This window comes from Luteolibacter arcticus, assembly GCF_025950235.1.
In the GTDB taxonomy this organism is placed as follows: Bacteria; Verrucomicrobiota; Verrucomicrobiia; order Verrucomicrobiales; family Akkermansiaceae; genus Haloferula; species Haloferula arctica.
In genome coordinates this window covers 516,191-530,549 of sequence record NZ_JAPDDT010000003.1, presented here as the reverse complement: position 1 = coordinate 530,549, position 14,359 = coordinate 516,191, and the positions used below count along the sequence as shown (strand labels likewise).

Genomic DNA, 14,359 nt, shown 5'->3' with positions numbered 1-14,359 from the left:
AGTCACGACTTCTTTCGCGGGGCGGAATGGCGAAGCTCATTGATATCGAAGGCATCGGACCTGATGACGCCGAACTGCTGGAAGCCACCGGCTGGACGGACGCGCACGCGCTTGCCAAGGCGGATCCGGAGGTCCTGACCCGCGAGATCACCGACGCGAATGCGATGCTCAAGATCGTCGCCCGCACGCCGGAGCGCCGAAGGGTCGAGCGCTGGATCGCCGCGGCCACCCGTGCGGTGGACCCCGAAGGCCTGGCCGCTGCTGCCCGCGTCCGCCGGCCTGCTGCATCGTTCGTGGAAGCGCATGCGGACCGCCCGCGGCGGAATCCCGCCACCGGTGCCGGGGAATCGCGATTCACCGCGAAAAACGGCCACGTCGCGACGCCGGTGGTGCAGGAGGAAGTGGCCCCGTCCGCAGCGCCGGTCGAGGCGAGCAGCTCCGCACCAGCTCCCGCGGCCGAGGAAGACCGCAGCGGCGAAACGGCCCTCGCGGCCCTCGCCGGTCCCGTCAATTTCGAGGCCGATCCGGATGTCGCCGAGATGCTCGCCGTCGCGCCGTTCGCGCTGCCGATCCCGGCGCGACAGCTCGCCGAGCGCGGCATTGCGCCGTCCGAGATTGCGGTCGCCCCGCTGCTCAACCGGGCGTTGGGCGACCTGGAAGTCCGCGTGACGGTGGAGAAGCCGGAGCGCAAGAATTTGCCCGATGCCCCGGCTTCCTCCCGCCTCGCCACTTCGTCCGTGCAGGTGTCCGACGCGGGCTTCTCTATGGGGCGCCGCGGCTTCGACTCGACGAAGATCCGCACAATCGAGGAAGCCCAGGGCGACGCCCCGCCGGTCCGCGCCTCATCGAGCCCGGCGGGCATGCAGGACGAGCGCATCAATCTTCTCCGTTCGCCGCTGGAAAAGACCAACCGCGGCCGCAAGCCTTCCTCGCGCTTCTACATCCGCGGCGTGCTGCATGATCGGCCGCTGAAGGTGTGGTTCGGCGGGCTCTTCCTCGTCCTGCTCCAGTTGGTCATTCCGCTCGCCATCATCGCGGCGCCGTTGCTGATCCTTTCCGATCAGCAGCCCGAGGAGTTCGCCTGGGTGCCTGCCTGGATCATCGCCTTCCCGCTGGCGGTGCCGGTGCTCGGCATCCTCTACGCGTTCGTGAGTACCGGCGCGAAGTGCCGGGTCTGCGCCCAGCGCATGTATGTGCCCAAGCACTGCCTGAAGAACCGCAAGGCGCACCACCTGCCGCTGCTCGGCTACATCGGTGCGGTGGCGCTGCACGTGATGACCTTCAAGTGGTATAACTGCACCTTCTGCGGCACCTCGATCCGCATCAAGAAGTAGCAGGCCGGGCGCATCGTGAGGCGGCCCCGTGGTGGGAGGGAATCGCCGGTCTTTTCCGACATTCCTCCATCGACATCTGCGGCGAGTTCTTGCGTCCTTTCGTCATGCGCCACTGGCTGATCAAATCCGAGCCCGATGTCTTCGGCATCGACCACCTTGCGAAGGCAAAGAAAGAGCCGTGGAGCGGGGTGAGGAATTATCAGGCCCGCAACTACATGCGGGATGACATGAAGCCCGGCGACCTCGCGATCTTCTATCACTCCAGCACCACGCCGCCCGGTGCGGTCGGCGTTGCGAAGGTCGCTTGCGAGCCCTATCCCGATCCCACCCAGTTCGATCCCAAGTCGGAATACCACGACCCGAAATCGACGAAGGAGAACCCGCGCTGGATGCTGGTCGATTTCGAATTCGTGGCGAAGTTCCCGAACGAGGTCACGCTGCAGCAGATGAAGGACGATCCCTCGCTCGAAGGCATGGTGGTTTTGCAGAAGGGGACTCGTCTTTCGATCACCCCGGTTGAGGCGAAGCACTTCAAGCGCGTCTGCAAGCTCGGTGGGTGGAAGGCGTGAGTCCTTCCCTGTGACTACTGGGGTGGGGAAGATGACTTGTCGCGCGCCGTGGCGCACCCTACCCCTTGAAGGATGAAGTTTTGTGGCTTGTTGGCTTTTTCGTTTCTTCTGTGTGGGACTCTCTTGGCCGATCTCACGGAGGACAAGGTGGTGAAGCATTTGAAGTCACAAAGCCTCGCCGCTAACTCCGGAAAAGTGGATGCTCTCCTCGAAAGCGTGCCAGACGCCGGAATCGAGCTTGTTTGGACCGAGACAAAGCAACGCCATCGCTTTGACCGGAAGCAAATGAGGGAGATCCTGGAGGCATTCTACCGGAACATTGATCCGGCGACCTACGTTTACGGGGTCGAAGTCGAATCGATCACTTTGAATGAAGACGGCAGTGCTTCGGTCGTGATGTCGGTCTCCGAGGCTTACCGTCATAAAGAGAGCGGCGAGCTTCGTTCCACGAGGTATCGGGAAATTGTGACGATGGCGGAAGAAAACGGACGTGTGATCGTCAGCAAGGCTGAGATGGAGGCCAGGAAGACGACAACGCTCGGAGGGCCGAAGAAGTGACCCGGACTTGATGGCCACCACCTCAGGATCGGAAGACGAGCATCCTTGCCGCCGAGATGGGATGACGCTGGAGTAGGGTCGTGCCTGATGCCTCACTCAATCCCTACGCACCGCCGGTAGCGGCCGAGACCTTGGCGCCTGCCGATCCCGGGCGGCTGTGGATGGTGCAGGGAGGGCATCTGCTGGTGCGGGATGGGGCGCGGCTTCCGCCGGTGTCGCTGTTTGGGGGGGACGGTGGGGAGCTGATCTCGTCCCAGCAGGTTTTCGCCGCGGCTTCCGGTGCGTCGGTGCTCGCGACCGCGGTGCCGCTGACGGTCGCCTTGCTGGTGATGGTGTTTGTCGGGATCCAATCCGACCGCATCGCTTGGCTCGAGGGTGCGGTGGTCTTCTTCATCATGAGCCGCCTGCTGCGCAGCTACACGGCTAACAGCCGGGCGATGGCGAATGTCCAGTGCCACGTCTCCCTCGCGGCGGTGAAGGCGAGTGCCCGTCGCGACCGCTGGCGGGGACGGATGATGCTCGGTGCGATGATCGCAGGGGGGATCCTGCTGGTGACCATCGGGCAAATCGATCGGGTGTTCAGCTTGTTCGGCGTGGATGACGATGTTCATGGGGAGGTCATGGTCCTGAGTTTCATGACCTCGGTGGCGGTGTTTGCGGCGCTCTGCTTCTTCGGGTCCTTGATCTGGTCGGCGACGGAGCGCGGGCTGCGGTGTGTGCGACACACGGATGGCTGGTTCTATCTGGCGGGAGTGCCCGCGGCATCGCTGATGAAGCTCGCCGCGATGACTTCCACTGCGCCGCCGATGCGGATGCGCAAGGTGTACACGCTCTATCAGTACCGGCTGCCCATGGGCATCCTGCTCGGGCCGCGGCTCAATCCGTGGCTGATGTTGATCCTGGCGATCATGAAGGCGACACGCTCGGCAGCCTTGGTCCGGAAGCAGTTTCACTGGACCGAGGCTCGGTCCGGAGTCGCTCCGGGTGCGGAACTCAACGAACGGATCGCGAAGCTGCGCGGTCACGAGGAACTCGCGTCCTGGCAACTCCATGGCTGCCACCGTCTCGATTCCCCGCAGGGCGAGATGAGCCTGCTCACCGCCCGTCTCGGGTCGCCGGACCGGCGGCATTTCTGCAACCTCACGATCGCGCGGATCTCCAAGGGACGCATCTTTGTGGAAGTCTGTCAGGCTGACTTCCGAACGTGGACGGCGGACGGACGCTGCCTGATCACGTCCAACTTGCAGCGGTTACCGAAGGCTCCCGCTTATCTCGATTTTGAAGGCAAAAGAGGCGATGCCTTGCGGGTGTGGTCCCGTCACCGCCAGCGCTGCGAGAGGATCACTCCGAGGGCAGTCGAAACCGACGAGGAACTGTCGCACTTGTTAGAAAAGGAAACGAGCGATCACACCGCGCTTTTGGAAGCGGCGGGGATCCAATCGCCTGTGGAAGAAGTGGAAATGCCGGGCGATTGGGATGAGCTGGAGAAAGCGGCAGCCAGCGACCTGTCCGCTGCGTTTGCCTCCGCTTCGCGCCGACAACAGCCTGATTGAGCGCTTCGGGCCGACGGCGAGCATCCTTGCGGCCACGCACGCTTCCCGCTGGAATGGTTTCGTGCCGCCTGACGATGTCCTCAATCCCTATGCACCGCCTGCGGAAGAGACGGCCGCGGCGGAGACCCCGGGAGTGTGGCGGGTGGAGGGGGATTGCCTGATCGTTCGCGAAGGAACCGTCTTGCCGCGGGTGGATCTGGACGGGCGCGGGAAGGGTGGGCCGCTGACGCCGATGTGGTTGAAGCTGCCGGTGCCGCTGGATGTGAAAGGCATCGCCGTCACGTCGTTCATCGCGCTGCCGGTGCTGGGCTACATCATTTTCCAGAGCATGCGCGGAGGGCGGCTGTCGGTGGTCTGGGCGATGGTGATTGCGATGGTCGCCCAGTTCCTGCTCCGCGGGGTGAAGGTGCGGACCGGGCCGGCGAACGTATTTGGCTACATCTCGGTGCCGGCGGTGCGGGCGATGACCCGGCGGGCGCGATGGCGGCGGTGGCTGACCGGGGCGCTGCTGGTGCCGGTGGTCGTGATCTTCCCGCTGATGGCCGCGTATCCGCTGATGACGAAGCGGTATGACCAGGTGATCGAGGTCGCGAAGTTGGCCGGCGGGATGGTGGCGGTGTCATTGGTGATCCTGCTGGGCGTGGCGGTGTGGGGCGAGTTTGACAAGGGGTGGCGCTGCCCGCGGTTCAGGGACGGCTGGCTGTGGGTCAAGGGAATCGGGCCGCAGGCATTAATCGAGTTGGGTGCCCGGTCGGTGGGATACCAGCCGGTGCCGGTGAAGCGGAAGGTGCTAAAGATGCGCCTGGACCGGATGCCGCTGGCGTTTTGGAGGAAGGCTCATGGCAGCGGTCCGCTTGGCCGGCTGTGGACGTGGTGGTTCCGGTGGCAGACGAAGGGCAAGCCCTTGGAGCATGATATCTTTCACTGGAGCGAGCGCGATTGGCTGGCGCCGGAGGAGGCCGATCCCGAGTTGCTGGCGGCGTGGCGCTCGGAGATCGCCGGCACTCCACTCGCGGATTGGACGATGGCGTATTCAGAGCGGGTCGCCTCGCCGGTGGGCTGCGATCAAGTGACCGAGCTAGTGTTCCTCTCGCCGGATGGCCGGCACACTGCGATTCCCTCGATCACCCGGATTGTGATCGGCCGGAAACTGCGCGAAACCCGCGACCTGAATTTCCGCAGCTTCACCACCGGTGGCCGCATCATCGCCACCGCGACGAGCGAGCCGGTGGGGCCATTGCCGGAGGAAGTGAAGTTCGCCCTCGCGAAAGGCAGCCCGATGGAAGTGGCGGCGGCCCATCTTCAAAGAATCTCCGGCGAGGATCTCGTGCCGATGAATGCTGAGGAAGCGCGGCGGCAGGAGGAGCGCGAGATGCAGCTCAACCACGAAGCGATGGAGGCCGCCGGCATCTATGGTCCCATCGAAGAGATGGATTTTTTCAGGCCGTAGGGCTTGCTGATGGATGGACCCTCACGTCGCCGGCAATTGCACCGAAAATGCCGCACCCTTCCCAGCGCCGCTATGCACGGTGATCGTTCCATGGTGGGCCTCGACGATCGCCTTGGAAATCGCGAGGCCCAGTCCGGTGCGCCCTGCGATGCCGGTGCGCGCGGCGTCCACCCGGTAGAACCGGTCGAAGACGCGGGCCGCGTGGTCGGCCGGGATGCCAGGGCCATCGTCCGCCACCTCGATCAACACGCCATTCGTGCCGCCGTCGGGATCGTTTTCCGCCGCCACCCTGACTCTCACCTGGCCGCCCTCGTGTCCGTGGTGGATCGCGTTGCCGACCAGGTTCGTGATCACCTGTGCGAGGCCCACCGTGTCGCCGAGGACTGTGGCCGATTGAAAATCCGTCGTCATCGTCACGTTGCGCCCGGCCGCCACCGGACGCAGGAGCTCGACGGCCTCCGCCGCCACGGCGGCCAGATCGATGACGTCGCGTGGCGGGGGCTCCTGACCCGCATCGAGCCGGGCGAGCTGGAGCAGGGATCCGATCATGCGCCGCATCCATTGCGCGGCTCGTTCACAGGCCTCGATCGCCTCGCGCGAGTCGGCGTCCAGCCCGTCGCCGGCGAGGGCATTCTGGGCGTGGGTGAGGATCACGGACACCGGCGTGCGCAGCTCGTGGGCGGCATCCGCGGTGAATCGCGCCTGCTGGGCAAACGAACCTTCCAAGCGCGCGAAGGTCTCGTTCAGCACCGCTGCCAGCGCTCCGAGTTCGCTTTCCGTTTCCCGCGTTTGAATGCGTCGCGCGAGATCTCCGTTGGCGATTTTTCCCGCCGCTTCCTCGATGGCTTGCATCGGGCGCAGTTCCCTTCCCACGAGCCACCAGCCGGCCAGCATCACCGCGGCCCAGATGGCTGCGGCCACGCCCGCGATTTTCAGGCCCAGCCACCGCCAGCCAGCGGCGTCGCGTTCGAGCGAGCGTCCCGCCACCACGTAGCCGCCGCGCACGGAATTGATGAACCACGCCCGCAGGTCGGGCCGCGTCGGCAGCAGGCCTTCGTGCTCGGCCGTGGGTTTGAAAAGGTCGGCCGGGACGTTTTCCGACACCTCGTAGGGCAGCGCCTCGCCGTTGCGCCAGATCGCGTAGTACATGCCGCCCGCGCGATGCTCCGGCAGCAGGGCGGCTGCGCCGAGGGGGAGCGAGGTAGCCGCCGGGGCGGCGCTATTCCGGCCGTGCACCGCCGCATCGATCAAAAAAGCGGCCCGGTAGATATCGTTGTCCAGGTCCCGCTTCAGCAGATCCACCCGCACGTTCCATTCCCGCGCGGCCAAGGCACCGAGCACGATGGCCAGCAGCACGCCGTGCCAAAGCTGGACGCGCCAACGAAGCGAGCGGGAAAATTTCAGCCAGCGGATCATGCCAGCACGTAGCCGTGGCCACGCCGCGTGGTGATGAATCCGGCCCCCAGTTTCTTCCGCAGTTGATAGATGTGCACGTCGATGACGTTGGACATGGTGTCGTCGTTCTCGTCGCCCAAGTGATCGTAGAGCGTGGTGCGGGTCACCACCATCCCGCGATGGCGGGCGAGATATTCGAGCACCGCGTATTCCCGTGCGGTCAAGGCCACCTCCGCTCCGTCGCGGGCGATGGTGCGGGCGGCGGTGTCGAGGATAACGCTGCCGATCTGGATCACGGTCTGCGCCTCGCGTTTGCCGCGGCGCAGCATCACCCGCAGCCGCGCCTGGAGTTCCGCCACGTCGAAGGGCTTGACCAGATAATCGTCTGCGCCGCCATCGAGCCCGCGCACGCGGTCCGCGGTCGAGTCGCGCGCGGTGAGCATAAGCACCGGCGTGGTTTTGCTTTCGCGCAAGCGGGCGAGCAGCGCCCAGCCGTCGAGCAGGGGCAGCATCACATCCAGCACGATGGCGTCATAATCGATGGTCAGCGCCTGGTGCAGTCCTTCCGCGCCATCGGCCGCCGCGTCCACGGCGTAGCCTTGCCTGCGGAGGGCGTGGACGATGCCCGCGCGCAGATCCGGCTGATCTTCGATGAGGAGGATTCTCATTTCAGCGGAAAAGGGGATAGGAGACGCGGCGGGCAATGTCACGTACGCGCTATCCGCAGAAAGGTGGGTCATCGTTCCGGTCTAGGCTCGGGGACATGAATGCGGGATGAAGCCGTTGAAGATCGGCTGTCCGGGGAAGGGAACGAACCGCGGAGGCGCGGAGGTCGCAGAGGGAACGCGGAGAAAGACAGGGTGCCGGGTGAGCGGGGATCCGCGGTGAGGAAAGGCGGAGGAAGGATGAAACGCCAAGACGCGAAGGACGCCAAGTTTCTGAAGGGTTTCGGGTGATCCACCGTCTGACGTCGATCCGCGGCATCCGCTTGGATCGCAACAGCAAACCTAACGGAGAGCCCGAAAAATCGTCGGCGCGCTTCATCATCCATTCATTTTCGAATTCATAAAGAGGGGGCATGTTTCCCTCCCTTCGCACCCAATTTCCGGCGCGGTATTCTCCGGCTTCGCTGCCTAACACCCGTCGCTTCAGCATGGCGCTGGCGGTTCTGGTCCTCGCCCTTCCGGTCGTATCGTCCGCCGGGACCTACACGGTGACGAGCAATGCGGACACGGGCGCCACCGGCACGCTGCGCTGGGCGATCGCGCAGGCGAATGCGAACGCGGGCAGCACGATCAATCTTAACAACAACCTTGGCACGATCACGCTGACGAAGGCGATGGACATCATCACCGCTGCGGTGACCATCAACGGCGGCACGGGCAACACGGTCAGCGGGAACAACCTCCACCGCATCTTTTTCGTGGATGCGGCCACCCCGACGGCGGCGGTGAATATTTCGAACCTGAGCCTGATCAACGGTCGCGCCAAGGGTGGGGACGGCGGTGCGGGCGGTGGCGGCGGCGGCCTTGGCGCGGGTGGCGCGATCTTTGTGAATTCCGGCGCGGTGAGAGTGCAGGGCGTGACCTTTGCCAATAACGCCGCCATCGGCGGCTTGGGAGGAGCCGGAGGCATTTGGTTTGACGAAGATGGAGAGGAGGGCCCCGAGATGATACGGCAAGCCGGGGGTGGGGGCGGCTTGGGCGGCGCGGGTGGAGCCGGTGGCCCTGATGCCGGGGGGGGCGGCGGCTACGGCGGCGCGGGTGGAAGCGTGACCGACCCCCGTCGAAATGGCAGCGGCGGCGGCGGTGGCCTGATCGGCAACGGCGGCGGGAATATTGAAGCGTCTGAGTTTGGTGGAGGCGGCGGAGGAGGAGGTCTCACCAACGGCTCCCCCACGACCGCGAAATATACAGGTGGAGTACCGGGAATCGGAGGAGGCGGCGGTGGGACTGGAGATCTCACTGATCCCATTTTTTACGATGGAGGCGATGGTGCGCTTTACGGAGGCGGGGGTGGCGGGAGTGCTCGCGGGGGACATGGCGGAGATGGCGGGAAATTCGGTGGTGGCGGTGGTGGTGGACCGGGAGCCCTTGGCGGCGTCGGTGGGAATTTCGGCGGTGGAGGAGGAGCCGTCGGCGGTAGGGGCATCCCTGCGGGCCTTGCTGGAAACGGGGGGTTCGGAGGAGGAGGCGGCGGAGGCGCCTCAGGGTTCTTTGCATCACCCGGTAGCGGCGGCTTCGGAGGAGGTGGTGGCGGAGGACCTTTAAGCGCTACCTACCAAGGCGGCTGGGGCGGTTACCTCGGAGGCTCTGGCTTCCATAACCGGTCGGCCGTGCAGGCGATCTCAGGTGGTGGCGGCGGCGGAGCAGCAGGCGGTGCGATCTTCGTGCGGGCAGAGACGGGTGGCTCTCTCACGCTCATCGATAGCGGGATCGACCAAGGCAGCGCGAGCGGCGGCGCGGGCGGCTCCTTTCAAGCGATGCAGTCCAGCAATGGTAGTGGCGCAGGTAGCGCGCTCTTCCTGAATGGAGGATCCACGAACCTGCGGGTCACGACCGGCACCGCGACCATTGCGGGCAGCATCGCCGACGCCGGTCCGGCGGGCATCCCCACGATCGATCTCGCGAAGTCGGGGGAAGGCACTCTCGTGCTGTCGGGCGATAGCACCTACACGGCGAAGACTTCGGTGAACGCTGGCACGCTCACGGTCACCAGTTCCAACGGACTCGGTGCCACGAGCGCTCCTACGACCGTTGCCATTGGAGCAACGCTAAACCTCCATGATGTCACCATCGGCGAGGAAGCGATTCATCTGCTTGGGGCCGGGGTCGGCGGCGGCGGGGCTCTCACCGCTACGGGGATGGCGTTTCTCGCCGGGCCGGTGGAATTGTCCAGTCCCGGAGCCAGCATGGGCGGCAGCGGCACCCTGGTGCTTCAAGATTCCGTGAGCGGGGGATTTCTCATCAAGGCCGGCGGCGGCACCCTCGAGCTTCAGGGGAGCAACACCTTCACCGGGGTGACCTCGGTGAACAGTGGCACACTATGGATCCGCCATCCGGATTCGCTCGGCACCACCAGCGCGGGAACCACCATCGCCCCCGGCGCGACCCTCGGAGTGGGTACCACCCTCGAATTGGGGGAAGTCGAACTCCTGGAGCCCATCACCCTGGCCGGCACGGGGCACTCGAACAAGGGAGCTCTTCACGGCTTGGCAGCGGGGGCTCTATCCGGTCCGGTGACCCTCGACAGCACGATCGGAGCGACCGCTAACATTGACAGCCCCTTCTCATTCTCCATCGACGGTCCCGTGAGCGGGGGAGCCCTCACGAAAACCGGCGACGGTTCACTCGAGCTCGGCGGCACGAACACCTACACCGGTGCCACTTTCATCAACGGCGGCACGCTCGTGCTTCGCAGCGGTAGCGCTTCGCCTTCCTTCGCCATCGCCTCCGGCACGGTGCTTGCGTTGAAGGTGGAATCCGGCGAACGCGATGGCGGGGTCGATACTATCATCACGGGCGGCGGCACCTTGCAGAAGACGGGCACGGGCAACGCGGCATGGAATTCCAAGAAGGCCACCTTTGCGCTGGGCTACGGTTCACTCATCGACGTGCAGGGTGGCCTCTTCGTAGGCGGCAGCAGTGGCAACGAGGATTGGAGCGCCAACCTTTCCGACCTGAACGTTGCCGGGGGCGCTGTCTTCTGGGGTGCTGAGGCCAACGTGAAGGTGAACGCCCTCTCCGGCTCGGGAAACATTCGCTCCGGTCTCTCCGGCTCCGGCTACACCGGATTCACGTTCGGCGTGGACAACGGCTCCGGCACCTTTGCGGGCAGCCTGCGCGACACGGATACCGCGGCCGGCCATCTCGGAAAATTCATCAAGGTGGGCACGGGCACCCAGACCCTCTCCGGTGCGAGCACCTACACGGGCGGCACGACGGTATCTGGCGGCACGCTGGTCCTTGAGAACGCCTCCGCCCTCGGCACGGCTGGCCCGATCACGATGAACGGCGGCACCTTGCGGTTCAGCGCGTCCAATACCACCGACTACTCGGGCCGATTCAGCGGTGCCGCAGGAAATCAGAACTGGCTCCTCAACACGAATGGCCAGACGGTCAATCTCGCGACGGCTCTCACCGGCTCGACGAACACGGTGGTCAAGTCGGGCGCGGGCACTCTCGCCATGACGGGAGGCTCCGACAACGCGACATTGAATGCGACGGTCCACGCCGGCACCTTGCGTCTGGATAAAACCTCCTCGGCCTCCGTTCACGCCATCGGCGGCACGGTGACGATCAATAACAGCGGCACGGTTCGTCTCGCCGGCTCCGGGGATGACCAGATTGCTTCCACTGCCATCGTCCAGATCAACAGCGGTGGCACCTTCGACCTCGCCGGAAAATCGGAGGGCATCGGCGTGCTGAACGGTGTGGGCACCGTGACCAATTTGGCCAGCGGCCAGAGCGCCGTCCTGACAGTCGGTGAGAACGGTGCCAGCGGAACCTTTGGCGGAAACATCAGCGGCAACATGGGCCTCTCCAAGGTCGGCTCGGGAACCCTGACTCTTCTCGGCCCCAACACCTTCAGCCGCGGAATCCAGATCAGCGGCGGAGTTCTCGCCTATGCCAGTGATAGCAACCTGGGCGCCACGGGCTCCAGCATCATCAGTGCCTCCGGCGGCACGCTGCGCAACACCGCCAGCGTCACGACGGGGCGCTCCATCGAACTTTCAGCGGGCGGGCTGACCCTCGACGCCAGCGGCGGTTCGCTGACCCTGACCAACGCCATCTCCGGCAGCGGTGGCCTCACCAAGACGGGCGCAAATTCCCTGATCCTCACGGGTGCGGCAGCGCACACCGGCGGCACCACGATCAGCACCGGCACGTTGCAAGTCGGCAATGGCGGCACCACCGGGTCGCTCGCGGGAAATGTGACCAACCATGGCACGCTGACGTACAACCGGTCGGATGCCGGCACCCTCGCTGGCGTGATTTCCGGCGGTGGCTCGCTTTCCAAAGCCGGCGGAGGGGTGCTCACGCTCACCGGCACGAATGCTTACTACGGTGGGACAGCGATCAACGCAGGAACCTTGCAGATCGGCGCGGGCGGAACCACCGGCTCGATCACGGGCCATATCAGCAACCAGGCGGCCCTGATTTTCAACCGGTCGGACGACCTTTCCTTCCCCGGCGGCATCAGCGGCACCGGCACGCTCACGAAGCTCGGCGCCGGAACCCTTACCTTGTCAGGCTCGAACGCATCCACCGGCGGCACGACGATCGACGCCGGCATTCTCGCTCTCAGCGGCGAAGACAACCCGAGCAACGTCGTCTTCAATACCACGATCAACGCCGGCGGCACGCTGCGTCTGCTCGACAACAACCAGATCGGCACCTCGACCATCACCGTCAATGGCGGCGTGCTGGATTTCAACGGCAGGATCGATTACTTCGCGGCGCTGGCCCTGAGCAACGGCGGCACGGTGAGTGGCGGAGGAGCCTTCACGCTCGAGAGCACGGGCACTCCACTCATCAGTGCCACGGGTGGCGGCAATGCAGGAATCATCTCCACCAACTTCGGCATCACCTCGCAGTATGGCGTCGGAGGAGGTGCCAACCGCACTGTCCAGCTGGATACGGCCACCAACACGAGCCTCACTGTTTCCGGGGCCATCCGGAACACCCTGGAAGGCACCGCCTCCATCGGCAGCCTGAACAAGACCGGCACCGGCACACTCTCTCTCACAGGGGCGAATACCTATTCCGGCAACACGACCGTCAGTGCGGGCACGCTGCAACTCAGCGGCAGCACGGCCTCGCCCGCCTTCGCGATCGCCCCCGGCGCGTTCTTGGAAATGAACGTCGCGACCGGTGCACGCGACCACGGTGCCGATACCACGTTTTCCGGCGCTGGCACCTTGGTGAAATCCGGGACGAGCAACGTCTTTTGGGGCGCAGCCAAAGCGACCTTCGCGCTTGGCTCCGGATCGCTCATCGATGTGCAGGGCGGCACGCTCATCGGCGGCAGCAATGGCAATGAGGTTTGGACTGCCAACTTCTCCAACTTGAACGTCGCCGCCGGCGCGACCTTCTGGGGCGCGGAGGCAAACGTGAAGGTCAACACGCTGACCGGTGCGGGAAGCATTCGCTCGGGTCTCTCGGGCGGCGGCTATTCCGCCTTCACCTTCGGCGCGGACAATGGGTCCGGCACTTTCGCGGGCACCTTGGGCGACACGGATACCGCGGCAGGCCATCTTGGAAAGTTCATCAAGGCTGGCACCGGCACGCAGATCCTCACCGGCACGAATACCTTTTCCGGTCCCTTCACGATCGCCGATCCCGGCACGGTCCAGATTGGCAACGGAGGCACGACCGGCACGCTAGGCACCGGCACGGTCGAGAATGGCGGCACGCTCCGGTTCGACCGCTCGAATCTCATCGCGGTCAGCAACGCGATCTCCGGCAGCGGGCGGGTCGTCCAGTCCGGCACCGGCACACTCAATCTGGCTGGTGCGAACACCTACACCGGCACCACCGCGATCAACAACGGCACGCTCGCTTTCAGCGGCACCATGACCGGCACCGGCGCGCTCACCGTGGAGAGCAGCGGGACCTTGGCCGGGGCCTCCACCCTGCCGATGCCGGTCACCGTGCAAAGCGGCGGCACGATTGCTCCCGGCATTAACGGCGCGGGCACGCTGACGCTGTCCGGCGCGGTCAGCCTGTCCGGCGGCTGCAAGCTCCACTTCGATCTCGGCACCCTCTCTGATAGGCTCGTCCTCAGCGGCAGCTACACCCCTCCTGCCAGTGGCACTGTCATTGTGAACGTGGCCGGGCTCGCTGGATTCGGCGACGGCAGCTATCCACTTATCACCGGAGTAGTCGGGATCAGCGCCGGCGGTTTCAGCCTCGGGACGATGCCACCCGGACATACGTATTCTCTGACCGCCGCCGCCGGCACGCTCTCGCTAACCGTCGGTCCTCTTGCCGGTCCTTCCGGCCTCGCGGCGGTGGCGGGTACGGGCCAAGTATCACTGACGTGGAGTCCTGCGGGAAGTGCCACCGGCTACAACCTCAAGCGCTCCACCCAGGCTGGCGGTCCCTATACGGTGATCGCGGCAAACGTGGCGACTCCGAGCCATGTGGACACCGGAGTGACGAATGGAACGCGCTATTACTACGTCGTCTCCGCGCTCTACTCCGGAGCGGAAAGCCTCGACTCCGCGGAGATATCAGCTCTGCCGCTGGCTCCGCTCGACCCGGCGGAGTTGCTTGCTCCGACCATGGTGCGGGATGGAAACCTTGTGCACCTGTCCACCGCTTCGTCATCCCTCGGCCGCAGCTACCAGTTGCAGCGCAGTCTCACGCTCGAAGGAAGCTCATGGGAGAATATCGGCGCTGCAATTCCCGGGACCGGCGAAGGACTAACCTTCGATGACTCTCCGCCCCCAGCGGCGGAGCGTTGCTTCTTCCGAATCTTCATCCTGCCTTGAGCTGC

7 protein-coding genes and 1 pseudogene are annotated in these 14,359 nt (G+C 65.1%); 6 read left to right on the top strand and 2 right to left on the bottom strand.

The annotated features are described in order from the left end of the window. Positions 1-20: 20 nt before the first annotated feature. The 5 genes and pseudogenes from OKA05_RS10390 to OKA05_RS10370 form a co-directional block, all read left to right on the top strand. Positions 21-1,334: pseudogene (locus tag OKA05_RS10390) on the top strand (DUF4332 domain-containing protein); the annotation flags it as partial. Positions 1,335-1,438: 104 nt separating this feature from the next. After that, the gene (locus OKA05_RS10385) at positions 1,439-1,903 is read left to right on the top strand and encodes an EVE domain-containing protein (protein ID WP_264487066.1); all 465 of its coding nucleotides are present in this window, start codon (positions 1,439-1,441) and stop codon (positions 1,901-1,903) included. A 123-nt stretch (positions 1,904-2,026) separates the two neighbouring features. Continuing rightward, positions 2,027-2,461: a hypothetical protein gene (locus OKA05_RS10380; protein WP_264487065.1), complete on the top strand. Its 435-nt coding sequence runs from the start codon at positions 2,027-2,029 to the stop codon at positions 2,459-2,461. 80 nt (positions 2,462-2,541) lie between these two features. Further along, positions 2,542-4,014: a hypothetical protein gene (locus OKA05_RS10375; RefSeq protein WP_264487064.1), complete on the top strand. Its 1,473-nt coding sequence runs from the start codon at positions 2,542-2,544 to the stop codon at positions 4,012-4,014. Then, positions 3,980-5,464 carry a hypothetical protein gene (locus OKA05_RS10370; protein ID WP_264487063.1) on the top strand — a complete coding sequence of 495 codons (1,485 nt, stop codon included), beginning with the start codon at positions 3,980-3,982 and terminating at the stop codon, positions 5,462-5,464. The genes OKA05_RS10375 and OKA05_RS10370 overlap by 35 nt, the downstream gene beginning before the upstream one ends. Before the next feature lie 21 nt (positions 5,465-5,485). On the opposite strand, the gene OKA05_RS10365 is transcribed toward OKA05_RS10370, so the two are convergent. Together OKA05_RS10365 and OKA05_RS10360 are read right to left on the bottom strand one after the other, a co-directional pair. After that, a complete protein-coding gene (locus tag OKA05_RS10365; protein WP_264487062.1) occupies positions 5,486-6,880 on the bottom strand; it encodes a sensor histidine kinase in 1,395 nt (464 codons plus the stop codon). Beyond that, the gene (locus tag OKA05_RS10360) at positions 6,877-7,527 is read right to left on the bottom strand and encodes a response regulator transcription factor (protein WP_264487061.1); all 651 of its coding nucleotides are present in this window, start codon (positions 7,525-7,527) and stop codon (positions 6,877-6,879) included. Before OKA05_RS10360 ends, OKA05_RS10365 begins: the two co-directional genes overlap by 4 nt. 410 nt (positions 7,528-7,937) lie before the next feature. Between OKA05_RS10360 and OKA05_RS10355 the strand changes: the two genes are divergently transcribed. Next, positions 7,938-14,354, top strand: a complete 6,417-nt coding sequence (locus tag OKA05_RS10355; protein ID WP_264487060.1) for a beta strand repeat-containing protein — start codon at positions 7,938-7,940, stop codon at positions 14,352-14,354. Positions 14,355-14,359 lie beyond the last annotated feature (5 nt).

Bases quoted from the DNA above. Each gene is read 5' to 3' on its own strand.
- OKA05_RS10385 (WP_264487066.1), top strand. From the start codon at position 1,439: ATGCGCCACTGGCTGATCAAATCCGAGCCCGATGTCTTCGGCATCGAC.
- OKA05_RS10365 (WP_264487062.1), bottom strand. From the start codon at position 6,880: ATGATCCGCTGGCTGAAATTTTCCCGCTCGCTTCGTTGGCGCGTCCAG.
- OKA05_RS10360 (WP_264487061.1), bottom strand. From the start codon at position 7,527: ATGAGAATCCTCCTCATCGAAGATCAGCCGGATCTGCGCGCGGGCATC.
- OKA05_RS10355 (WP_264487060.1), top strand. From the start codon at position 7,938: ATGTTTCCCTCCCTTCGCACCCAATTTCCGGCGCGGTATTCTCCGGCT.